We start from the raw sequence: 22,433 nt of genomic DNA, 5'->3' as shown, positions 1-22,433 counted from the left end.
AGGTACTACTATCGTTCCACTCGCCAGTGCCGTTGTGTCTCGTTGATCGCCTTCAGCTCGCCGACGAAGTCATGGGCGGCCCGCATGGGCCCCACGGTGTGAGAGCTCGACGGCTCGATGCCGATCTTGAACAGATCGAAGATACTGATGGACATGGTGCTGTACCCCGTTCAGCGGATATGGACGGCCGCCCTGCCCGTTGCGGAGCGGCCGCAGGCGCACTCAGCTCTGCTTTCCCTCGGCGGCCCGGCAGGCGGCCGCGGTGAAGAGTGCATCGGTGGAGGAGTTCAGGGCGGTCTCGGTGGAGTCCTGCACCACGCTGATCACGAAGCCGATGGCGACGACCTGCATGGCCACGTCGATGGAGATGCCGAACAGGCTGGCGGCCATGGGAATCAGCAGCAGCGAACCGCCGGCCACGCCGGAAACACCGCAGGCGGCCAGCGCCGACACCACACAGAGCAACAGAGCGGTGCCGAAATCGACCGAGATGCCCAGGGTATTGGCTGCGGCCAGGGTGGCCACGGAGATGGTGATAGCCGCACCCGCCATATTGATGGTGGCACCCAGCGGAATCGAGATGGCGTAGGTATCCGGATCCAGCTTGAGTCGTTTGCACAGCTCCATGTTGACCGGGATGTTGGCCGCCGAACTGCGGGTGAAGAAGGCGGTGATGGCACTGCCGCGCAGGCAGGTGAACACCAGCGGATAAGGGTTGCGGCGAGTCTTCCAGTAGACGATCAGTGGGTTGGTGACGAGCGCCACGAACACCATGCAGCCGACGATAACGGCCAGCAGGTGACCGTACTCGAGAAGGGCGCCCATGCCTGACTCCGCCAGGGTGTTGGCGACCAGGCCGAAGATGCCCAGCGGGGCGAAGCGGATGACGATGCGCACGATGCCGGATATTGCACTGGAGAGGTCATTGAGCGCACCGCGGGTGGTCTCGCTGGCATGGCGCAGCATCAGGCCGAGACCGATGGCCCAGGCCAGTATCGCGATGAAGTTGGCCTCCATCAGGGCGGTAACCGGGTTGGCTACGGCGTTGAGCAGCAGGTTGCTGAGGATCTCTGCAATGCCGCCGGGCGGGTTGCCGCCGGCCTCTGGCATGTCCAGCGTCAGTGTGGTGGGAAAGGCGAAACTGGCTATTACGGCTACCAGCGCCGCGACCAGGGTGCCGATCACGTAGAGGATCAGCACCCCCTTGATGTGGGTAGGCTGCCCCTGGCGATGACCGGCGATGGCCGCCGCCACGAGGATAAAGACCAAGATCGGCGCGACGGCCATCAGGGCCGAGACGAAGAGCTGGCCCAGCAGTGAGACGGACTGGGCAGAACCGGGCGAGATAACGGCCAGCAGGATGCCGAGGGCGATACCGATGGCGATCTGGGGGATCAGCCCCAGGTTAAACACCGGGCGAAACAGCGATTGAAGTGCGGTCATGAGTGGGTAACTCGTGTTGGGTCATGTTGATGCCCGGGCTGGATCGTCACCCCGGGTGTCGTCGAGACGCGAGGGAATTCGCTTTCGTTACAGGATCATGGCGGCCATCCAGCCGAAGGCGATCAGCGGGATGTTGTAGTGCAGGAAGGTGGGCACCACGCTGTCCCAGATATGGTCGTGCTGGCCGTCGGCATTGAGGCCGGCGGTGGGGCCGAGGGTCGAGTCCGAGGCCGGCGAGCCGGCATCGCCCAGGGCGGCGGCGGTGCCGACGAGTGCCACGGTGGCCAGGGGCGAGAAGCCGAAGCTCAGTGCCAACGGCACGTAGAGCGAGGCGATGATCGGAATCGTCGAGAAGGAGGAGCCGATGCCCATGGTGATGAACAGGCCCACCAACAGCATGATCAGCGCCGCCAGCCCCTTGTTGTCGCCGATCAGCGCGGCAGAGCTCTGCACCAGGCCCTGTATCTCGCCGCTGGCCTGCATCACGCTGGCGAAGCCTGCTGCGGTGATCATGATGAAGCCCACCAGGGCCATCATGCGCATGCCTTCGGTGAAGATGCCGTCCTGTTCATGCCAGCGGAAGACGCCGCTCAGCGACAACACGGCGAAACCGAAGATGCCGCCCAGCACCATGGAGCCGGTGTAGAGCTGCACCGCCACCGTGCCCACCAGGGCGACACCCAGCACCCCTTTCTGCCAGCCGGCCAGGTGGCGGGCCGCCTCGGCCGGGGTCTCGTCGCCGTGAGCCAAAAGTCACGGTCCTCGTAGTCACGCCCCTTGCGGTAGCTCCAGAGCACCGCCACGGCCAGGCCCAGGGCCATGCCGCCGATGGGAATCAGCATGGCCATTGGCACCATCTGGCGGGTGACCTCCAGGCCGAGCTCTGCCCCACTCTCGTTGAGGTTGGTGAGCAGGATGTCGTTGAGGAAGATGGCACCGAATCCTACCGGCAGCAGCATGTAGGGGGCGGTGATGCCGAAGGTGATGACGCAGGCCGCCAGACGCCGGTCCAGGCGTAGATGGTTCATCAGCTTGAGCAGCGGCGGTACCAGCACCGGGATGAAGGCGATATGCACCGGGATCAGGTTCTGGGAACTTACCGCCGCGGCCAGCAGCGATGCCAGCAGCATATAGGTGACCGTACGGCGGCTGCTGCCAGAGTCATCGATATGGAAGCGACGGATCGCCCGGTTGGCCAGTAGCTCGGTAATTCCCGAGCGTGAGAGAGCTACGGCGAAGGCGCCCAACACCGCATAGGAGAGGGCGATGGTGGCCCCGTTGCCAAGACCATCGTTGAAGGCGTCGAGAATCTCGCCGATAGGCATGCCTGCCCAGAGACCGCCCACCAGGGTGGCGACGATCAGGGCAAAGACCACGGAAACCCGGGCAAGGCTAAGGCCAACCATTACCAGGATGGCCAGGACAATAGCATTCATCAAAGCGTTCTCTTATCGTTGGAGTCGAATGCGATGCACCCCACGGCAGACGCCGTGGGGACATGGGAAAGGCCGAGCGGCTCAGTGGCAGCTGGGCAGCATACCGGCGGGTACCAGGGGGCTCAAGGCACGGGAGGCGAGGAGCTCGGTAGCGGCTTCGATATCGGGGGCGAAGAAGCGGTCCTTGTCGTAGTGGCTGACCCGCTCACGCAGGGTGGCGCGTCCCCCTTCCAGGGACTCGGAGGAGGTGAGGCGCTGGCCATTGGCATCGGTACGCAGGTCCAGTCCCTGGCAGGCGGCCAGCCACTCGATGGCGACGATGCCACGCACATTGGCGGCCATCTCCCACAGCCGCTTGCCGGCGGCCGGGGCCATGGAGACATGGTCCTCTTGGTTGGCGGAGGTGGGCAGGCTGTCGACGCTGTGAGGATGCGAGAGCGCCTTGTTCTCGCTGGCCAGCGCCGCCGCCGTGACCTGGGCGATCATGAAGCCCGAGTTGACGCCGCCTTTCTCCACCAGGAAGGGCGGCAGTTGCGACATGTGCTTGTCCATCATCAGCGAGATGCGCCGCTCGGCGAGCGAGCCGATCTCGGCGATGGCCAGTGCCAGGTTGTCGGCGGCCATGGCCACCGGTTCGGCATGGAAGTTGCCGCCGGAGAGGATGTCGTCGTCCTCGGCAAACACCAGTGGGTTGTCGGAGACGGCATTGACCTCCACGGCCAGCACCTCGGCCACCTGGCGGATCTGGGTCAGAGCGGCGCCCATCACCTGGGGCTGGCAGCGCAGCGAGTAGGGGTCCTGCACCCTGTCGCAGTCGGCGTGGGATTCGCCGATGGCGCTGCTCTCCCCCAGCAGGTGCCGGTAGGCCGTCGCGGCGTCGATCTGGCCGCGCTGCCCCCGCACCTCGTGGATACGCGCATCGAAGGGCGAGCGCGACCCCAGAGTGGCCTCCACGGTCAGCGACCCGCACACCGTGGCCGCGGCGTAGAGGTCCTCGGCCTCGAACAGGCCACGCAGCGCGTAGGCGGTGGAGACCTGGGTACCGTTGAGCAGCGCCAGGCCCTCCTTGGGCGCGAGTGCCAGCGGCGCCAGGCCCGCCACCTTCAGGGCCTCGCTGGCAGGCAGCCACTCACCGCGATAGCGGGCCTTGCCCTCACCGAGCAGCACCACGCTCATGTGCGCCAGCGGCGCCAGGTCGCCGGAGGCACCGACGGAGCCCTTGAGCGGGATGTGCGGGTAGACCTCGGCGTTGATCAGCGCGATCAGCGCGTCGAGCACTTCACGGCGGATACCGGAGAAGCCGCGGGCCAGGCTATTGACCTTGAGCACCATGATCAGCCGCACCAGGGCATCGTCCATGGCCGCGCCGACGCCGGTGGCATGGGACAGCACCAGCGAGCGCTGCAGCGCCTCGAGGTCCTTGTTGGCGATCCGGGTCTGGGCCAGCAGCCCGAACCCGGTATTGATGCCGTAGACGGTGCGATGTTCGGCGACCACCCGGTTGACGCAGTCGACGGAGGCCTGGATGGCGGTGTCGGCGCTGGCCGGTAGGCTGACCGGCAGATGGCCCTCGTGCACCCGGCGCGCCTGGGCCAGGGTCATCTTGCCGGGCTGAATGTCGAGATGAGTCATGGGGAGTCTCCTTGTCAGTTGTTCAGGCTCGGCTGTCCAGCATCGGCAGATCGAGGCCGTTCTCACGGGCGCATTCCTTGGCGATGTCGTAGCCGGCGTCGGCGTGGCGCATGACGCCGGTGCCCGGGTCATTGCGCAGCACGCGGCCCAGGCGGGCGTGGGCGTCATCGCTGCCATCGGCGACGATCACCACCCCGGCGTGTTGGGAGAAGCCCATGCCGACACCGCCACCGTGGTGCAGGGAGACCCAGGTGGCGCCGCCGGCGGTGTTGAGCAGGGCGTTGAGCAGCGGCCAGTCGGAGACGGCATCCGAGCCGTCCTGCATCGCCTCGGTCTCGCGGTTGGGGCTGGCCACCGAGCCGGAATCCAGGTGGTCGCGGCCGATGACGATGGGGGCCTTGAGCTCGCCATTGGCGACCATCTCGTTGAAGGCCTGGCCCAGGCGGGCGCGGTCCTTGAGGCCGACCCAGCAGATCCGCGCCGGCAGGCCCTGGAAGCTGATGCGCTCGCGCGCCATGTCCAGCCAGTTGTGCAGGTGCGGATCGTCGGGGATCAGCTCCTTGACCTTCTGGTCGGTCTTGTAGATATCCTCGGGATCACCGGAAAGCGCCACCCAGCGGAACGGGCCGATGCCCTGGCAGAACAGCGGGCGGATATAGGCCGGGACGAAGCCGGGGAAGTCGAAGGCGTTCTCGATGCCTTCTTCCTTGGCCATCTGGCGAATGTTGTTGCCGTAGTCGAAGGTGGGCACACCCATCTTCTGGAAGTCGAGCATGGCCTGCACATGCACCGCCATGGACCGTTTGGCGGCCTTGACGGTGGCCTCGGGCTCGCTCTTGCCCCGCGCCACGTACTCCTCCCAGGTCCAGCCCTGGGGCAGATAGCCGTGCAGCGGGTCGTGGGCGCTGGTCTGGTCGGTGACCATGTCCGGCTTGACGCCTCGCTTGACCAGCTCCGGCAGCACGTCGGCGGCGTTTGCGCACAGGCCGATGGAGACCGCCTGGCCCTCGGCGGTATAGCGCTCGATACGCGCCAGGGCGTCGTCCAGATCGTCGGCCTGCTCGTCCAGGTAGCGGGTACGCAGGCGGAAGTCGAGGCTGGTCTGCTGGCACTCGATATTCAGCGAGCAGGCCCCGGCCAGGGTGGCCGCCAGCGGCTGGGCGCCGCCCATGCCGCCGAGGCCGGCGGTGAGGATCCAGCGGCCGCGGAGCTCGCCGTTGAAGTGCTGGCGCCCGGCCTCGACGAAGGTCTCGTAGGTGCCCTGGACGATGCCCTGGGAGCCGATGTAGATCCAGGAGCCGGCGGTCATCTGGCCGTACATCATCAGGCCCTTGCGATCGAGCTCGTTGAAGTGCTCCCAGTTGGCCCAGGCCGGCACCAGGTTGGAGTTGGCGATCAGCACCCGGGGGGCGTCCTTGTGTGTCTCGAATACGCCCACCGGCTTGCCGGACTGCACCAGCAGGGTCTGGGTGTCCTCCAGGCGCTGCAGGGTCTCGATGATCTTGTCGTAGCACTCCCAGTCGCGCGCCGCGCGGCCGATGCCGCCATACACCACCAGATCCTCGGGCCGCTCGGCCACGTCCGGGTGGAGGTTGTTCATCAGCATGCGCAGCGGCGCTTCGGTGAGCCAGCTCTTGCAGCTGCGCTCGGTGCCGGTGGGGGCGGCGATCTTGCGGGATGGATCGTGACGGCCGGCGCTCCGGCGCTTGTCGTGCTGGGTCATGTCGGTGTTCCTCGTGGGGTTCAGTCTGTTGTGGTGTTCGAGCTTCTGGCCGTCAGGCATCCAGGGTCAGCAGATGCACCAGGCGAGCCGCCGCGCGGGCGGTGCGGCCGTCGATATCGCGGCCGGGGTTGAGCTCCGCCAGGTCGGCCAGGCGCAGCTTGCCGCTGTCACGAATGCTTTCGATCAGCGGTTCGATCAGGGCGAGTGAGATGCCGCGAGCGGCCGGGGCACTGACCCCCGGGGCCTCGGCGGCGGGCAGCACGTCCAGGTCGATGGTCAGGTAGAGGTAATCAACGCGTGCGATGAAGCGCTCCAGGTCGCGCTGGATGCCGTCGAGGCGGGCCGGCTGGAAGTCGCGATCCTCGCGGACCAGAACCTTGAGGTCGGCGGCACGCTGAAACAGCCCCCGGGTATTGGCGGCCCGGCTCACACCCAGGCAGGCGTACCGGAACGGCCAGCCGCGCCGAGCGCAGTCGTCGGCGATCTGGGAAAAGGGGGTGCCGGAAGAGCGCACATGGGCCGGGTCACGCAGGTCGAAGTGGGCATCGAAGTTGATGATGCCGACGCGCTGTGCAGGCTCCCGGCGCTCCTCCAGGTGCTGGGCGAGCCCCGACCAGCTGGCGTAGGCGACCTCGTGGCCGCCGCCCAGCACGATGGGCAAGTGGCCGTCATCGAGCAGCGGCGCAAGGTGATCGGCCAGCGTCTGCTGGGCGGCTTCCATGGCATCCCCTTCGCAGCGCACATCGCCGGCGTCATAGGCCGGGCCGCGGCGGTGCCAGGCCAGCGGGGCCAGGGCACGGCGCAAGGCGGAAGGGCCTTCGGCGGCTCCGGTACGCCCCTGGTTGCGCGCCACGCCGGCGTCGCAGGCGAAGCCCAGCAGCGCACAGCCCGGTTTGGCATTCGGGGTCAGCGGCTGGATCTGCTGGTGCCAACGCTCGTTGTCGGGCTCGGGGTCGGTGCGCCCCTGCCAGAGCGACATGTCGATGGCGCTGTAGAGGGTGCTGTCGAGCGGGGTCTCAGCGGTCATGGGTGAGCTCTCCCTGGAACAGGCGCTGACGCAGCCGACCGGGTTGGACGGTATAGGCCAGTGCGGCCGGGGTGTCGATATCCCAGATACACAGGTCGGCAGCGGCGCCCTCCCGGATCCGACCCTCGCCCTTGAGCCCCAGCGCGGTGGCGCCGTGGGCGGTCATGCCGGCCAGGGCCTCCTGGGGCGTCAGGCGGAACAGGGTGCAGGCCAGGTTGAGCATCAGGGTGGGCATGAACAGCGGCGAGCTGCCCGGGTTGGCATCGGTGGCCACCGCCATGGGAACGCCCGCCTCGCGCAGCGCCTGGATCGGCGGCTGCTGCGTCTCGCGCAGGGTATGGAAGGCGCCGGGTAGAATCACGGCGACGCTGCCGGCCTTGCGGATGGCGGCGATGCCGGCCTCATCGAGGTATTCGATATGGTCGGCGGAGAGGGCCCCGTGGCGGGCCGCCATGGCGGTGCCACCCAGGTTGGAGAGCTGTTCGGCGTGGGCCTTGATCGGCAAGCCGTGGGCCTCGGCGGCCTCGAAGACGCGCTCGCACTGGGCCACCGAGAAGGCGATGGTCTCGCAGAAGACATCGACCGCATCGGCCAGACCTTGGGCCGCCGCGGCCGGAATCATCTCGCGGCACACCAGGTCGATATAGCCGTCGCTGTCGTCCTTGAACTCCGGCGGCAGGGCATGGGCACCCAGCAGGGTGGTGACGACACGCACCGGCAACTCCTCGCCCAGACGGCGCGCCACGCGCAGCATCTTCATCTCATCGGCCACCGTCAGGCCGTAGCCGGACTTGATCTCCACGGTGGTCACACCATCGCCGATCAGGGCCTCGAGCCGCGGCCTGGCCAGCGCCAGCAGCGCCTCTTCACTGGCCTCGCGGGTCGCCCGCACGGTGCTGAGGATGCCGCCGCCACGGCGGGCGATCTCCTCGTAGCTGGCTCCCTCCAGGCGCGCCTCGAACTCGTCGGCACGGGAGCCGCCGAACACCAGGTGGGTGTGGCAATCGACCAGGCCGGGCGTCATGACACCGCCGCGCCCCATATCGCTGCAGCCCTGTGCCTCTCCTTCATCGAAGTCGTTCATGGCGACGAGAGCGACGACCCGCACCCCCTCGGTGATCACCGCCATGGGCTCCGGCAGGGTGCGCAGGCCATCGAAGACGCTGATATCGCGCCACAGGCGACGCGTTTCGGTGTGGGGCATGGGGACTCCTCGAGCAGAGCGGGTTATGTATATACAAATAGGTTAGCCCCGAAAAGTCCCCTCGTCACCCCCTTTCGATCATTTTTTGTTCATTCCGGCGCAGTGCTATCAGATGGCTTTTATGCCTATATATATTTTAATATCAGTTGGATAAATCAAATATTGTGACCAGGGAAAAGCCTGAGTCATCCACTTTCTTAGACCAATGTCTAATCGAAAGCACTGGCCGGGAGGAGATCCGAGGCTTAGATATATGTATATACATTAACGGGCAGGACGCCTACACCGACCGATCACCACAACCACGAGGCGTGCCATGGATATCCCCAGCGAAGGCTCACGACAGCGGGCCAGCATCCCCACCATCCTCAAGCTATTCCTGCCCAGCTCCCTTGGTGTTCTGATCTTCTTCGTTCCCGTCGAGATCGCCGGCCGTAGCACCATTCTTCTCGACCACATGGTCACCGGCGCTCGCAGCCTGCTGGGGTTGCTTGCCGCCAAGTACACACCGCTGTTCGAATGGCTCGGCTGGCTCTTCTACCCCTTCGTGGCCATCTGGGGCCTGGAGGATGCCGCCGCCCTGGCTCAGGCTTCCGCCGCCGGGCTCGCCGAGATGTTCCTGCCGGCGCTGCTGATGGCAGAGGCCGAGTTCGTGGCACGCTTCGCCGCCGGGGTGGTGTCGGTCTCCGCCGTCCTGTTCTTCTCGGCGTCCATCCCCTGCATTCTCTCCACCAGCATCTCGCTGACGGTGGGGCGCATGCTGGTGGTGTGGTTCATTCGCGTGGCGCTGAGTCTGTTACTGGCCGTGCCCACTGGCTATCTGGTGCAAGCCATGGTGGGCTGAAATGGTGGGCTGAGCAGGATGATGCAGTATGACGATGGCGAGGCGGGAGAGATCTGGCCTTGCCCTCGTTGGAAGGGAAGGATCAAGACGCCGGGCGACGCAGGGAAGAGCGCAGCTTGTAGCGGTTCCCCGGGTGGAGCAGGCGTGCGTAGCTGATCAGCTGCTCCCCGGACCAGGTGCGGCGAATCATGTTCAGGCAGGGGATTGAGGGGGGGATATCCAGCCACTCGGCGGTCTGGTCATCTACCAGGACCGCCTCGACGATATGCTCGACATCGGTGATGGGGCAGGCGGCCACCAACACCTCGTTGGGTGTGTGGAGCGTGAAGTCGGTCTCGAGATAGTCCGGCACCCAGCGCGGATTGACGAATCGATTTTCGAGCTGGATCGGCACATCGTTCTCGAGGTGAATAATCAGGCTATGGAAAACCCGGCTCCCGAGCCTTACGCCAAGGCGAAGCGCCACCTCGTCGTCCGCCTCGATGGCCTCACGAGTCAGCACCTTGTTGCCGTAGCGGTGGCCTCGCGAGCGCACCTCCTCAGCGATGTTGTAGACCTCGACCAGCGACGACTCCGCCTTGCGGTCGGTCACGAAGGTGCCAAGCCCGGGCTGACGTATCAGATAGCCCTTGTGGGCCAGATCACGGATCGCCTTGTTGGCGGTCATGCGACTCACCCCGAAATCGCGGGCTAGCTGTTCTTCCGGAGGGATCTGGTGGTGTGCCGGCCACTCGCCGCTGTGGATCTTGTCCAGCAGGTGTTGCTGAATCTGCTGATAGAGAGGTGGAGAGCTGGCCATGGGTCTTCCTTGTTCAAATGCCTATTGTCTATACAAGGAAGTGTACCTGTCCCGATGATTCAACACACATCGAGGGCGATGTGCCAGTGGCGCTACTGGTCGAGACGCAGCGCTTTTGAGGGTACGGCGCGTCCATGAGCTGGAAGAAGGCGCCACACCGGCCGCAACCCATAGAGTCACGGCCAGGTGGCCGTAGCGCAAATCGCGCCAGGTATTTTTTGAAATCAGAAGCTTATGATTTTTCGTGGTCAACCAGGAAAATCACTCGATGTTCTGGATCTGCTCGCGCATCTGTTCGATCAGCACCTTGAGCTCCACGGCGCAACGGGTGGTACTGGCCACCACCGACTTGGAGGAGAGGGTATTGGCCTCGCGGTTGAGCTCCTGCATCAGGAAGTCCAGGCGTCGTCCCACCGGGCCCTTCTGGGTCAGCTGGCGCTCCACCTCGGCCACATGGGTGGCCAGGCGGTCGAGTTCCTCGTCCACGTCAGCCTTCTGGGCCAGCAGGGCTAGCTCGGCCTCCAGGCGCTGGGGGTCGAGCTCGCTCTTCACCGCCTCCAGGCGCTCCAGCAGCAGGCTGCGCTGGCGCTCGAGGAGCTGCGGCATCAACGAGCGCACCTCGGCCACCTGGCCATCGATGGCGACGAGGCGCTCTCGGATCAGCGCGGCGAGCTTCTCGCCCTCCCGGGCGCGGCCGACCACCAGGTCATCCAGCGCGGCCTGGAACAGGGCGAGGGCGGCGGCCGTGACGCTCTCCGGGTCCGGGCCGCGGCTCTCGAGCACGCCGGGGTAGTCGAGCAGCGCCAGGGCATCGGGGGGGGTGGCGTCGGTCACGGCCTGGCGCACCTCGCCCAGGGCGCGAGCAACCTCGGCGAGGCGCGGAGCGTTCACGCTGAGGCCCTCGGCCGCACCGGCGGCCTCGAAACGCAGGGTGCACTCCACCTTGCCGCGGGCCAGGCGCTGGCGCAGCGCCTCGCGGAAGGCCGGCTCCAGGTCGCGCAGGCTCTCCGGCAGGCGGAAGTGGGGCTCCAGATAGCGCTGGTTCACCGAGCGCAGCTCGAGCTGCAGGCTGCCCCAGTCGGCGGCGTGCTCCTGGCGGGCGAAGGCGGTCATGCTGTGGACCATGGCGAAGGCTCCCGGGGTGACGCGGATGGACTGACGAATGTGCCGCAGTGTACCCGATTCACCGGCACGGCTGCCCAAGGGTGTAGAATGGCCGCCAACCATGATTCCTGTGCCTTTCAGACCCTACCCGACCCAGATGAGGTGATATGTCCACTCCGTTTCGACGCCCCAGCGGCCGTGCGCCCGAGCAGGCCCGCGAGATCCGCCTGACCCGCGACTATACCCGCCACGCCGAGGGCTCGGTGCTGGTGGAGTTCGGCGATACCAGGGTGCTGTGCAATGCCAGCGTCGAGACCGGCGTGCCGCGCTGGCTGCGCGGCAAGGGCCAGGGCTGGGTGACCGCCGAGTACGGCATGCTGCCCCGCGCCACCCACACCCGGAGTGGGCGCGAGGCGGCTCGCGGCAAGCAGGGCGGCCGCACCCTGGAGATCCAGCGCCTGATCGGTCGTTCGCTGCGCGCTACGGTGAACCTGAAGAAGCTCGGCGAGTTCACCATTACCGTGGACTGCGATGTGATCCAGGCCGACGGCGGCACCCGCACCGCCTCCATCACCGGCGGCTGTGTGGCCCTGGTGGACGCCATCCGCCACCTGCAGCGCAACAAGCTGATCAAGGGCGACCCCTTCAGTCAGCTGGTCAGCTCGGTCTCGGTGGGCCTCTTCAAGGGCGTGCCGGTGGTGGACCTGGACTACCCTGAGGACAGCGGCGCGGACACCGACATGAACGTGGTGCTGGCCGAGGACGGCAGCCTGATCGAGGTGCAGGGCACCGCCGAGAAGGGCAGCTTCAGCCGTACCGAGCTCGACGCCATGCTGGAGCTGGCCGAGAATGCCGGCGCCCAGCTGTTCGACCACCAGCGCGAGGCGCTGGGCATCCCGCGCTGAGGCTAACGCGCAAAAGCATCACGCCGGCCATGATGGCCGGCGTGATGTGTTCCGGCGGGCCGGAACGGCGACGAAGGGCGGTGACTCAGAGCGGCAGGTCGTACTCGACGATCAGCGGCGCGAACTCCGAGAAAGTCGCGTCATAGTCGATCCAGGCGTCGACCACATGGCGGCGGAAGTCGGGGCCCACCACCTGGTAATCGATGCGCCAGCCCTCCTGGCGGGAGCGCGGTACCTCCTGGTCGAGCTTCGGCCACCAGGTGGACTCGCCGGCGTCGCGGTTGATCTCGCGGAAGCAGTCGATGAAGCCGGTAGGGCCGAACACCTGGTCCATCCAGGCGCGCTCCTCGGGCTTGAAGCCGGGAGTGTCCTGATTGTCGGCCCAGTTCTCCAGGTCGATGGTCTTGTGGGCGATGTGCCAGGTGCCGCAGATGATGTACTCGCGGCGCTTGCGGGCCATCTTGCTCAGGTATTCCTGATACTGGGCCATGAAGGCCTGCTTGGCGGCGAAGTCGCTGCCGTCGGGCATCAGGAAACTGACGATGCTGAAGCGGTCGTAGTCCGCCTGCAGGAAGCGCGCCTCATGGTCGCACTGGGGGAAGCCCAGCCCGTACATGATGGCCTTGGGAATCTTCCGGCAGTAGAGCCCCACCCCTGAGAAGCCGTCCTGTTCGGCGTCGAGGAAGTAGCCCTCGTAGCCTTCCGGGTAGAGGATGCTGTCGTCCAGCTCGAAGCTCTTGGCCTTGAGGTTCTGAACGCAGACGACATCGGCGTCCTGGTTGGCCAGCCAATCGAGAAAGCCTCGACCGACCGCCTCCCGGATGCCGTTGACATTGATCGTGGCAATTTTCATACGTGGTCCCTTTACCGTCGCGCGTGTATGATACCCGACGTTTCGACGTTTGGGTAAAGGGCCTGCGTCATTAAAGATGATAGGAGCCATCAGTGGAGCACTCCGGCACGCCTGCGCTGCAGGACTATCAGCGTGAATTCATCGAGTTCGCCATCGAACAGGGAGTGCTGCGCTTCGGCGAGTTCACCCTGAAATCGGGCCGGGTCAGCCCCTACTTCTTCAACGCCGGGCTGTTCCGCACCGGCGGTGCCCTGGCGCGCCTGGGCCGTTTCTACGCCCGGGCCATCGTCGATCGCGCGCCGGCCTTCGATGTGCTCTTCGGCCCCGCCTACAAGGGAATTCCTCTGGCGGCCACTGCGGCGGTGGCGCTGGCTGATCATCACGGCCGTGACCTGCCCTATGCCTTCAATCGCAAGGAGGCCAAGGCCCACGGCGAAGGCGGCAATATCGTTGGCGCGGCGCTTTCCGGTGATATCCTGATCATCGACGACGTGATCACTGCCGGCACCGCCATCCGCGAGGTGATGGCGCTGATCGAGGCGGCCGATGCCCGCGCCGCCGGGGTGGTGATCGCCCTGGATCGGCAGGAGCGTGGTAGTGCTGACGTTGAAGGCAAGGGCCAGAGCGCCATCCAGGAGGTGGAGGCGCGCTACGCCATGCCGGTGGTCAGCATCGTGACGCTGGACATGGTTCTGACCTATCTTGAAGAGCATGCCGGCGATGCGCTGCACGGCCACGCCGCTGCCATCCGCGACTATCGCATGAGATATGGCGCATCCGCCTCAGCATGACGCCTTTTGCGCTACACTGCAGGATGCTATACAAATGCCGTACAAGATAAGTCGATAGCACAAGTCAAGGAGAGCGAGATGAAATCGACACTGACACTGTTGGCCGGTCTCGCCTTGCTGGGCGCCGCGGGTCTGGCCCAGTCCGCCAGCCTGGACCTCAACCTGGGGCCGGATGCGGTGCAGTTCGAGGCTGCCGGCGAGGTGGTGGACGGCATCAGCCTGGGTGGCGGGGTGGTTCACAGCGAGTATCGCGAGGACGCCACGGTGTTCAATGCTCAGCTGATGGGCACCAACCACACCCGTGACCACGAGGTAGGCGTGGGTGCGCGCTGGACCCAGTACGATACCGACGTCGGCAAGGGCGGTGGCCTGGGCCTGGGCGGCTACGGCTATGTCTACCTGCCCAACCTGCCCGAGGTCTCCCTGGGCGGCTACGGCTTCTATACCCCCAGCGTGGTTTCAAGCCGCGATCTGGAGGATGGCTACGAGATTGGCGTGCGCGCCCGCTATGCCTTCGCTCCCAACGTGGATGGCTACCTGGGCCTGCGTCAGCTGGGTGCCGACTTCGACAACGACAGCGGCACCCGCACCCTGGATCGCGGCGCCCAGGTCGGTGTGCGCCTGCGCTTCTGATCGCCCACGGTGGACTCATCCACCGATGATCGCGGGCCCCGTCATGGGGCCCGCCTGCGTTACAACGGGATTCTCCACAGGGGCTCTCCACAGGGGCTCTCCACCGGACCTGCCATGCTTGATGTCGTCCTCTACCAGCCCGAGATCCCGCCCAACACCGGCAATCTGATCCGGCTTTGCGCCAACACCGGTTTTCGCCTGCACCTCATCGAACCACTGGGTTTCGTGCTGGACGACAAGCGCCTGCGCCGCGCCGGGCTCGACTATCACGAGTGGGCGGCGGTGCGGGTGCACCGCGACTGGGCAACCTACCTCGAGGCGGCAGCACCCGAACGGGTCTTCGCCGTTTCGACCCGCGGGCGGACCGGCTACCATGAGCCGTCCTATGGTGAAGGCGACGCCCTGGTATTCGGCCCCGAGACCCGCGGCCTGCCCCAGGCGATGCTCGATGCGCTGCCCGAGGCTCAGCGGCTGCGCATTCCCATGCGCGAGGACAGCCGCAGCCTGAATCTTTCCAACGCCTGTGCGGTGCTGGTCTATGAGGCTTGGCGACAGCTGGGTTTCGCCGGCGCGGCCACGGTGGACCCCGCGAGGCCCGTTCGATGAATGCACCGACTACCATCCAGCAGCGCCTGGCCAAGCTCAACCCCCGCCAGCAGGAAGCGGTGCGCTACATCGACGGCCCCTGCCTGGTGCTGGCCGGCGCCGGCTCGGGCAAGACCAGCGTGATCACCACCAAGATCGCCTACCTGGTCCAGGCCTGCGGCATGAGTGCTCGGCGCATTGCCGCGGTGACCTTCACCAACAAGGCGGCCCGGGAGATGAAGGAGCGGGTGGGGGCCATGCTCAAGGGGCGTGAGGGTCACGGTTTGACGGTCTCCACCTTCCACACCCTGGGGCTCAACATCATCCGCCGCGAGCTCAAGGCGCTCGGCTATCGGCCGGGCTTCTCGCTGTTCGATCCGGAGGACGCCAAGGCGCTGCTGCGAGACCTGATGCAGAAGGACGCCCAGGTGGACGCCGAGGCGATCAACTCGGTGCAGCACCAGATCTCGGCCTGGAAGAACGACCTGGTGCTGCCGGGCCAGGCGATGTCTCACGCCGCGGAGGACGACGAGCTGTTCGCTGCACGGGTCTATGAGGCCTACAACCGCCACCTCAAGGCCTACAACGCGGTGGACTTCGACGACCTGATCCTGCTGCCGGTAGTGCTGCTGCGCGACGACCCCGAGGCCCTGACCCGCTGGCGCAAGCGCATCCACTACATGCTGGTGGACGAGTACCAGGACACCAACGTCAGCCAGTACCAGCTGGTGCAACTGCTGATGGGTGAGCGCCAGACCTTCACCGTGGTGGGCGACGACGACCAGTCGATCTATGCCTGGCGCGGCGCACGCCCCGAGAACCTGGTGACCCTGGGCGAGGATTTCCCGCGCCTGCAGGTGGTCAAGCTGGAGCAGAACTACCGCTCCACCGGCACCATCCTGCGTGCCGCCAACACCCTGATCAGTAACAACCCCCACGTCTACGAGAAGACCCTGTGGTCGGACAAGGGCGAGGGGGCGCCGATCCGCGTGGTGGTCAACCGCCACGAGGAGGCGGAGGCGGAGCGGGTGGCCAGCGAGATTCTCACCCGGCGCATCAAGGAGCGCGCCGAGTGGCGCGACTTCGCGGTGCTCTACCGCGGCAACTTCCAGGCCCGGCTGCTGGAGCTCAAGCTGCAGCACTACCAGATTCCCTACAAGCTCTCCGGCGGCACCTCCTTCTTCTCGCGCAACGAGATCAAGGATGCCATGGCCTACCTGAGGTTGCTGATCAACCCGGCCGACGACAACGCCTTCCTGCGCATCGTCAATGTGCCGCGCCGGGAGATCGGCCCCGGCACCCTGGAGAAGCTGGCCAACTATGCCAATGATCCGGCCACCGGGCGCGGCATCTCGTTGTTTGCTGCCTGTCACGAGCTGGGCCTCGAACAGCAGTTGCCGGTCAGAGCCGTCGAGAGGTTAGGGAGGTTTACCCACTTTATCGACGGGGTGCGGCGGCGCATGGATCAGGGCGACGCCATCGCCGCTATCCGCGAGATGCTGCGCGAGATGGATTACGAGGCCTGGCTTTACCAGAACGCCAGCGCGCCCACCATCGCCGAGCGGCGCATGGCCAACGTCTGGATCCTGATCGACCAGCTCGAGAAGTCGATGCAGGCCGACCCGGAAGAGAGCGAGGCTTCCGAGGAGACCGAGACCGACGATGTGGAGGCCGCCATCTCCCGACTCGTGCTGCGTGACATCCTCGAGCAGCAGGCCGAGGAGGACGACTCCGACCGCGTCCAGCTGCTGACCATGCACGCCTCCAAGGGTCTGGAGTTTCCCCACGTCTACCTGATGGGCCTGGAGGAGGAGTTGCTGCCCCACCGCAACGCCATCGAGGCGGGCACGGTGGAGGAGGAGCGCCGGCTGGCCTATGTGGGCATCACCCGGGCGAGGCGTACCCTGACCCTGACCCTGGCCCGCCAGCGCAAGGCCTTCGGCGAGCTGATGGACTGCGCGCCTAGCCGCTTTCTGGATGAACTGCCCGGGGGAGATCTGGAGTGGGAAGGCCGTGCCGACAAGGAAGATCCGGTGAAGAAGCAGGCCCGTGGCCAGGACGCCATTGCCGGCTTGCGCTCCTTATTGGGCTGATGGCTCTTTCTGGGCTGAGACTGGTGGAAGCACCGAACGCAAACGGGGCGCCCTGAGACGCCCCGCAGATGTTCCTGGCTTTCCGGCTGCCGGAAGCTTACTCCACCGCCTCGACCATGAAGTCCACAGCGGCCTTCACGTCGTCATCGGAGAGGCTCATGTTACCGCCCTTGGCCGGCATGGCGTTGAAGCCGTTGATGGAGTGGTCATAGAGGGTCTCCATGCCCTGCTCGAGGCGAGCAGACCAGGCATCGGCATCACCCTTGATCGGGGCACCAGCGGCACCGGTCATATGGCAGGCCATGCAGGCCTGGTTATAGATCGCCTCGCCGTCGATACCGGCATGGGAGGGACCGGCAGCGTCGGCGGCTTCCTCGGTGGCGGCATCATCCGCTGCCTCGGCGGTGGCTTCGTCCTCGGCGACAGCGTCTTCCTCGGCAGCGGCTTCGGTCGGGGCCTCTTCTTCGGCCGGCGCTTCCTCGGCCGGCGCTTCCTCGGCGGGTGCCTCTTCCGCGCCGCCCAGCTCCGGCACGTCCATCACCGGCTCGAGCAGGTAGGCAGTAGCGGCGGCGACCTCGTCATCCGACAGGTTGGGGTTGCCGCCACGGGCCGGCATGGCGTTGAAACCGTTGATGGAGTGGTCGAGCAGGGTATCCCAGCCCTGATCGAGGCGGGCCGCCCAGGCGTCCTCATCGCTGCGCACCGGAGCGCCGGCGGCGCCGGTCTCGTGGCAGGCCATGCAGACGCGGTTGTAGATATCGCCACCGTCGATGCCGCCGTTGGCCGCCGGCGCGGCCTCGGCTGCCGCTGCGGTGCCGCAGTCCTCGCCCTGAAGACAGAGCTGGCCTGCCGGCTTGAGACGCTCGGCGATGGCGTCACGGTCGACGTTGGCCTGGGCGGTAGCCAGGCCGGCGGTCAGGCCCAGGGTGGCCAGGCACCCCATGATCAGCTTGCTGGAATTCACTCTCACCACCTCTTGACGGTCCTGTAGTTAATCATTCGCGGCGCTGGCCTAATTGCCGACGCGGCCCGATGTCGCCGTGACGCGCATAATGAAGATGAGTATACCGACATCCCGGGCGGCAGGAAAATGCCCATCCCCCCGCCATTGGCATGAGACGGCTCGCCGCAGAGCCCACCCGCGCTGGACAGCTGCCAGTCGTGGCGGTTAGGATGTCGACCGCCTGGTGTTTGCACCGGGCAATGCGCGCCCATAGCTCAGCTGGATAGAGTACTGCCCTCCGAAGGCAGGGGTCGAAGGTTCGAATCCTTCTGGGCGCGCCAAGAACACCAGTAAAAACGGCCACTTAGCGAATCATCGCGGTGGCCGTTTTTCGTTGATGCCTTTTCAGGTTCCACCTTAGGTTCCAGGCCCGCCGTCAGGGCCCTGCGGGTCGTCCGTTGATAGAGTGTCCACAGACCCGTGGGTGCCATTCCGGCCACGACGCCTACGCTAGATGAATGCCTTTTACCATGACGACGGCATCTGGGCCGGTGCATCGAAGATGCGTCTCGAGTAGCTAATCAGGGTATCGATCATGAACGAAGCAAACCCTCATCTGGATGGTGACGTGAACGAACTGCGCTCGCGGATCCGCGCTAACTACTCCGCCGGCGAGGCTGACGTGCTTGGCGCGCTCGTGGAACGACTCAAGCTGTCGGAGGACGACCGCAAGAGGGTAGCCGATGTCGGCGCCAAGTATGTGGAACGTGTGCGCAAGGAAAAGAAGCCCTCGATGATGGAGGCGTTCCTGGCCGAATACGGGCTCTCGACTGCGGAGGGTGTCGGGCTCATGTGCCTGGCCGAGGCGCTGCTGCGTGTGCCCGATGCGGAAACCATCGACGATCTGATTCACGACAAGATCGAGCCGTCCGACTGGGGCGCGCACCTGGGCAAGTCCTCGTCGTCGATGGTCAACGCCTCGACCTGGGCGCTGATGTTGACCGGCAAGGTGCTGGAAGACGATCCCAAGGGCCCGGCGCGTGCGCTGCGCGGCCTGGTGCGCCGCATGGGTGAACCGGTGGTGCGTACCGCGGTCGGTCGGTCGATGAAGATCCTCGGACGCCAGTTCGTGCTCGGCCAGACCATAGAGGAGGGCATGAAGAATGCCCGCGAGCTCGAGAAGCAGGGCTACACCTACTCCTACGACATGCTGGGCGAGGCGGCGCGCACCGACGAGGATGCCGTCCGCTATCACGAGGCCTACGCCAAGGCGATCACCGCCATCGCCAAGCAGGCCAAGGGCGACGTGCGCGGAAGCCCCGGCATCTCGGTAAAACTCTCGGCGCTGCACCCCCGCTATGAATACACTCACCGCGACACGGTGATGGCGGAACTCGTGCCGCGCGCCAAGGAACTGGTGCAGCAGGCGGCCAAGGCCAATATCGGTTTCAATATCGACGCCGAGGAGCAGGACCGCCTGGACCTGTCTCTCGACGTGATCGAGGCGCTGATGTCAGATCCCAGCCTCGACGACTGGGACGGCTTCGGGGTCGTGGTGCAGGCCTACGGGCGCCGCGCCGCGCCCATGATCGAGACACTCTACGAACTGGCCGAGCGGTACGACCGCAAGATCATGGTGCGGCTGGTCAAGGGTGCCTACTGGGATACCGAAATCAAGCTGTCCCAGGAGATGGGGGTCGAGACCTTCCCGGTCTTTACTCGCAAGGTCAACACCGACGTCAGCTATATGGCCTGCGCCCAGATGCTGCTCGACCGGCGCGACCGCATCTATCCGCAGTTCGCTACCCACAACGCCCACACCTGCGCCGCCGTGGTCGCCATGGCGGGCGACGACAAGGACAGCTACGAGTTTCAGCGCCTGCACGGCATGGGCGAATCGCTGCACCACATCGTCAAGGAGTCGGAAGGCACGCATTGCCGCCTCTATGCGCCGGTCGGCGCGCACCGCGACCTGCTGGCCTACCTGGTGCGCCGCCTGCTCGAGAACGGGGCAAACTCCTCGTTCGTGAACCAGGTGGTAGATGGCTCGATTCCCCCGAGCGAGGTCTCCAAGGACCCGGTAGCGGAGATGCAGCGCCTGGGTGAGGTTATCTCGAGCCCCTTGATCCGCCAGCCCGGCGAGCTGTTCGCGCCCGAGCGCAAGAACTCCAAGGGCTATCGGATCAACGAGCCCGCCTCGATTCTGCCGCTGCTGGAGGCGCGCGAGGCATTCGCGGACACCACCTGGACGGCGGGGCCCATGCTGGCGGGACGCCCGGCGCCAAAGGGCGAGGCTCGCGATGCCCTCTCCCCCGCCGATGGCTCCCGCGTGGTCGGCCAGGTGCATGAGGCGACCCCGGAGGAGGTGGCGGCCGCTCTCGACGCCGCCGAAGACGGCTACCGAGACTGGTCGGCGCGCTCGGCCGCCGGGCGCGCCGAGGTACTGCGTCGGACCGCCGACCTCTACGAGGAACACATCGCCGAGCTGACCGTGATCGCCACCCGCGAGGCCGGCAAGATGATGTTCGACGGCATCGCCGAGGTGCGCGAGGCGGTGGACTTCCTGCGCTACTACGCCAACGAGGGCGAGCGGCTGGAGGCGGAGGAGCCCGGCAGCGCCCGCGGCATCTTCGTCTGCATCAGTCCGTGGAACTTCCCGCTGGCCATCTTCACCGGCCAGATCGCGGCGGCGCTGGCGGCCGGCAACGCTGTCCTCGCCAAACCCGCCGAGCAGACGCCCCTGATCGCCGCCCGCGCCGTCGAGCTGATGCGCGAGGCGGGCCTGCCCGAAGCGGCGCTGCAGCTGCTGCCCGGCGATGGGCCGACGGTCGGCGGACCCCTGACCAGCGACCCGCGGATTGCCGGGGTGTGCTTCACCGGCTCGACTCCGGTGGCGCAGATCATCCACAAGGCCCTGGCGGAGAACGCGGGCCCGGATGCGGTGCTGATCGCCGAGACTGGCGGGTTGAATGCCATGATCGTGGACTCCTCGGCGCTGACCGAGCAGGCGGTGCGCGACATCCTGATCTCGTCCTTCCAGTCGGCTGGCCAGCGCTGTTCGGCGCTGAGGATGCTGTACGTCCAGGAAGAGGCGCGCGACCGGCTGCTCAACATGCTCGACGGCGCCATGGACGCCCTGACCATCGGTGATCCCTGGAATACCGATACCGACGTCTCGCCGGTGATCGACGCCGAGGCCCAGGCCGACATCAGCGCCTACGTGGCGGCGCAGGAAAAGGCCGGCAAGGTGATCAAGAAACTGTCCGCGCCGGACATCGGCACCTTCGTCACCCCGGCCGTGGTCGAGGTGGGAGGCATCGCCGACCTCGAGCGCGAGATCTTCGGTCCGATCCTGCACGTGGCCACCTTCAAGGCGCGAGATATCGACAAGGTGGTCGACGCGATCAATGACAGGGGGTACGGGCTGACCTTTGGCCTGCATACCCGCATCGACGACCGCGTACAGCAGATCGTCGAGCGCATCCACGTTGGCAACATCTACGTCAACCGCAACCAGATCGGTGCCATCGTCGGCTCCCAGCCCTTCGGGGGCGAGGGCCTCTCGGGCACCGGGCCCAAGGCCGGCGGCCCGCTCTATGTCACCCGGTTTCGCCGAACGGCCAAGGCGGAGCGCCACGAGGGGCCGAAAGGGGAGGCCGTGACGCTGGGCGATCTCCAGTCGGCCCTCGATGGGCTGGATGCGCGCAACTGGGCGGCGCGTCGCGATCGGGTCGAAGTGCTGCGCAAGGCGCTCTCCGGCATGGGTGGCGTGGTTCGCAAGGCGCTCGCCGAGACCGCGGCCATCGACATGACGCCGCAGACGCTGCCGGGGCCGACGGGGGAAAGCAACCGCTTGGCGATGTACCCGAAGGGACCGGTGCTCTGCCTCGGGCCCACCCTCGACATTGCCGTGGCCCAGGCGGCGCAGGCCCTCGGCGCGGGCTGTGCGGCGGTGCTCGTCGCTCCGGGTGCGGCAAAGGCCGTCCAGCCGCTGAGCGATGCCGGGGCGCCCGTCGCCGCGCTCGACGGCAGCGTTGCCGCCGAGACGCTGAGCGAGGTCAGAGGCATCGCGGCGGTGGCCGCGGCCGGCGACAGCGACTGGACCCGCGCGCTGCGCCTCGCACTCGCCGAGCGCGACGGCGCCATCGTGCCCCTCGAGACCCAGACCATCTCGCCGGAACGCTACGTGGTGGAACGCCATCTGTGCATCGACACCACCGCCGCGGGTGGCAACGCCAGCCTGCTGGCGACGGCCGAGTAGATACGACGCCGTCAAGCAGGATGACGCGATTCCCACCAATGCGCCGGGGCCTTGAGCCCCGGCGTTTTCGGTCCCACTCTTGCTGCTCCTTGAGGGGCAGCTTCCACTCCAGTCGTTACCTCTTCTCCTGCTGCCTGAGCACTCGCTTGGCGGGGCG

General features: G+C 66.3%; 16 protein-coding genes, 1 tRNA gene and 2 pseudogenes. 8 read left to right on the top strand and 11 right to left on the bottom strand.

Features of this window, described 5'->3' with window-relative positions; translation table 11 throughout:
• Window positions 1-14: 14 nt before the first annotated feature.
• From ACM26W_RS19240 to hutI, 7 genes and pseudogenes are all read right to left on the bottom strand, one after another.
• Window positions 15-155 (bottom strand): annotated as a pseudogene (locus tag ACM26W_RS19240) (serine dehydratase beta chain); the annotation flags it as partial.
• Window positions 156-222: 67 nt separating this feature from the next.
• Window positions 223-1,443: a serine/threonine transporter SstT gene (gene sstT, locus ACM26W_RS19235; protein ID WP_416138566.1), complete on the bottom strand. Its 1,221-nt coding sequence runs from the start codon at window positions 1,441-1,443 to the stop codon at window positions 223-225.
• 87 nt (window positions 1,444-1,530) lie between these two features.
• Window positions 1,531-2,879: pseudogene (locus tag ACM26W_RS19230) on the bottom strand (Na+/H+ antiporter family protein).
• An 81-nt stretch (window positions 2,880-2,960) separates the two neighbouring features.
• The gene (gene hutH / locus ACM26W_RS19225; protein ID WP_416138565.1) at window positions 2,961-4,511 is read right to left on the bottom strand and encodes a histidine ammonia-lyase; all 1,551 of its coding nucleotides are present in this window, start codon (window positions 4,509-4,511) and stop codon (window positions 2,961-2,963) included.
• A 22-nt stretch (window positions 4,512-4,533) separates the two neighbouring features.
• Window positions 4,534-6,234, bottom strand: a complete 1,701-nt coding sequence (gene hutU, locus ACM26W_RS19220) for a urocanate hydratase (RefSeq protein WP_416138564.1) — start codon at window positions 6,232-6,234, stop codon at window positions 4,534-4,536.
• Between the two features lie 52 nt (window positions 6,235-6,286).
• Window positions 6,287-7,261: a formimidoylglutamase gene (hutG, locus tag ACM26W_RS19215; protein WP_416138563.1), complete on the bottom strand. Its 975-nt coding sequence runs from the start codon at window positions 7,259-7,261 to the stop codon at window positions 6,287-6,289.
• The gene (hutI, locus tag ACM26W_RS19210) at window positions 7,251-8,465 is read right to left on the bottom strand and encodes an imidazolonepropionase (protein ID WP_416138561.1); all 1,215 of its coding nucleotides are present in this window, start codon (window positions 8,463-8,465) and stop codon (window positions 7,251-7,253) included. The genes hutG and hutI overlap by 11 nt, the downstream gene beginning before the upstream one ends.
• 316 nt (window positions 8,466-8,781) lie before the next feature.
• On the opposite strand from hutI, the gene ACM26W_RS19205 reads away from it, so the two are divergent.
• A complete protein-coding gene (locus ACM26W_RS19205) occupies window positions 8,782-9,309 on the top strand; it encodes a hypothetical protein (RefSeq protein ID WP_416138560.1) in 528 nt (175 codons plus the stop codon).
• 82 nt (window positions 9,310-9,391) lie between these two features.
• Here the strand turns inward: ACM26W_RS19205 and hutC are convergent, their stop codons facing one another.
• The gene (gene hutC, locus ACM26W_RS19200; RefSeq protein WP_416138559.1) at window positions 9,392-10,108 is read right to left on the bottom strand and encodes a histidine utilization repressor; all 717 of its coding nucleotides are present in this window, start codon (window positions 10,106-10,108) and stop codon (window positions 9,392-9,394) included.
• A gap of 261 nt (window positions 10,109-10,369) precedes the next feature.
• The gene (locus ACM26W_RS19195) at window positions 10,370-11,233 is read right to left on the bottom strand and encodes a YicC/YloC family endoribonuclease (RefSeq protein ID WP_416138558.1); all 864 of its coding nucleotides are present in this window, start codon (window positions 11,231-11,233) and stop codon (window positions 10,370-10,372) included.
• A gap of 146 nt (window positions 11,234-11,379) precedes the next feature.
• On the opposite strand from ACM26W_RS19195, the gene rph reads away from it, so the two are divergent.
• Window positions 11,380-12,117: a ribonuclease PH gene (rph, locus tag ACM26W_RS19190; protein ID WP_416138557.1), complete on the top strand. Its 738-nt coding sequence runs from the start codon at window positions 11,380-11,382 to the stop codon at window positions 12,115-12,117.
• 85 nt (window positions 12,118-12,202) lie between these two features.
• Here rph and ACM26W_RS19185 read toward each other — a convergent pair whose 3' ends face one another.
• Window positions 12,203-12,970 (bottom strand): exodeoxyribonuclease III, encoded by a 768-nt coding sequence (locus ACM26W_RS19185; RefSeq protein WP_416138556.1) that lies wholly within the window; start codon window positions 12,968-12,970, stop codon window positions 12,203-12,205.
• A gap of 92 nt (window positions 12,971-13,062) precedes the next feature.
• Between ACM26W_RS19185 and pyrE the strand changes: the two genes are divergently transcribed.
• The 4 genes from pyrE to rep all read left to right on the top strand — a co-directional run bounded on the left by pyrE (window position 13,063) and on the right by rep (window position 17,072).
• Window positions 13,063-13,761, top strand: coding sequence for an orotate phosphoribosyltransferase (pyrE, locus tag ACM26W_RS19180; RefSeq protein ID WP_416138555.1), 699 nt, complete (start codon window positions 13,063-13,065; stop codon window positions 13,759-13,761).
• 78 nt (window positions 13,762-13,839) lie between these two features.
• Entirely contained in the window at window positions 13,840-14,394 is a 555-nt protein-coding gene (locus tag ACM26W_RS19175; protein ID WP_416138554.1) for a YfaZ family outer membrane protein, read from the top strand.
• Window positions 14,395-14,508: 114 nt separating this feature from the next.
• Window positions 14,509-15,000 carry a tRNA (uridine(34)/cytosine(34)/5-carboxymethylaminomethyluridine(34)-2'-O)-methyltransferase TrmL gene (gene trmL, locus ACM26W_RS19170; RefSeq protein WP_416138553.1) on the top strand — a complete coding sequence of 164 codons (492 nt, stop codon included), beginning with the start codon at window positions 14,509-14,511 and terminating at the stop codon, window positions 14,998-15,000.
• Window positions 14,997-17,072, top strand: coding sequence for a DNA helicase Rep (rep, locus tag ACM26W_RS19165; RefSeq protein WP_416138552.1), 2,076 nt, complete (start codon window positions 14,997-14,999; stop codon window positions 17,070-17,072). The genes trmL and rep overlap by 4 nt, the downstream gene beginning before the upstream one ends.
• A gap of 97 nt (window positions 17,073-17,169) precedes the next feature.
• Here the strand turns inward: rep and ACM26W_RS19160 are convergent, their stop codons facing one another.
• Complete coding sequence (locus tag ACM26W_RS19160) at window positions 17,170-18,036, bottom strand: c-type cytochrome (protein WP_416138551.1); 867 nt, start codon at window positions 18,034-18,036, stop codon at window positions 17,170-17,172.
• Window positions 18,037-18,279: 243 nt separating this feature from the next.
• Here ACM26W_RS19160 and ACM26W_RS19155 point away from each other — a divergent pair.
• A tRNA-Arg gene (locus ACM26W_RS19155) sits at window positions 18,280-18,356 on the top strand.
• 254 nt (window positions 18,357-18,610) lie between these two features.
• Window positions 18,611-22,276: a bifunctional proline dehydrogenase/L-glutamate gamma-semialdehyde dehydrogenase PutA gene (gene putA, locus ACM26W_RS19150; protein ID WP_416138550.1), complete on the top strand. Its 3,666-nt coding sequence runs from the start codon at window positions 18,611-18,613 to the stop codon at window positions 22,274-22,276.
• The last annotated feature ends 157 nt before the right edge of the window (window positions 22,277-22,433 follow it).

It is taken from the genome of Halomonas sp. HK25, from assembly GCF_047795635.1.
In the GTDB taxonomy this organism is placed as follows: Bacteria; Pseudomonadota; Gammaproteobacteria; order Pseudomonadales; family Halomonadaceae; genus Halomonas.
Note: the sequence above shows the minus strand (reverse complement) of the source record. Positions and strands in the feature narration are given on the sequence as shown.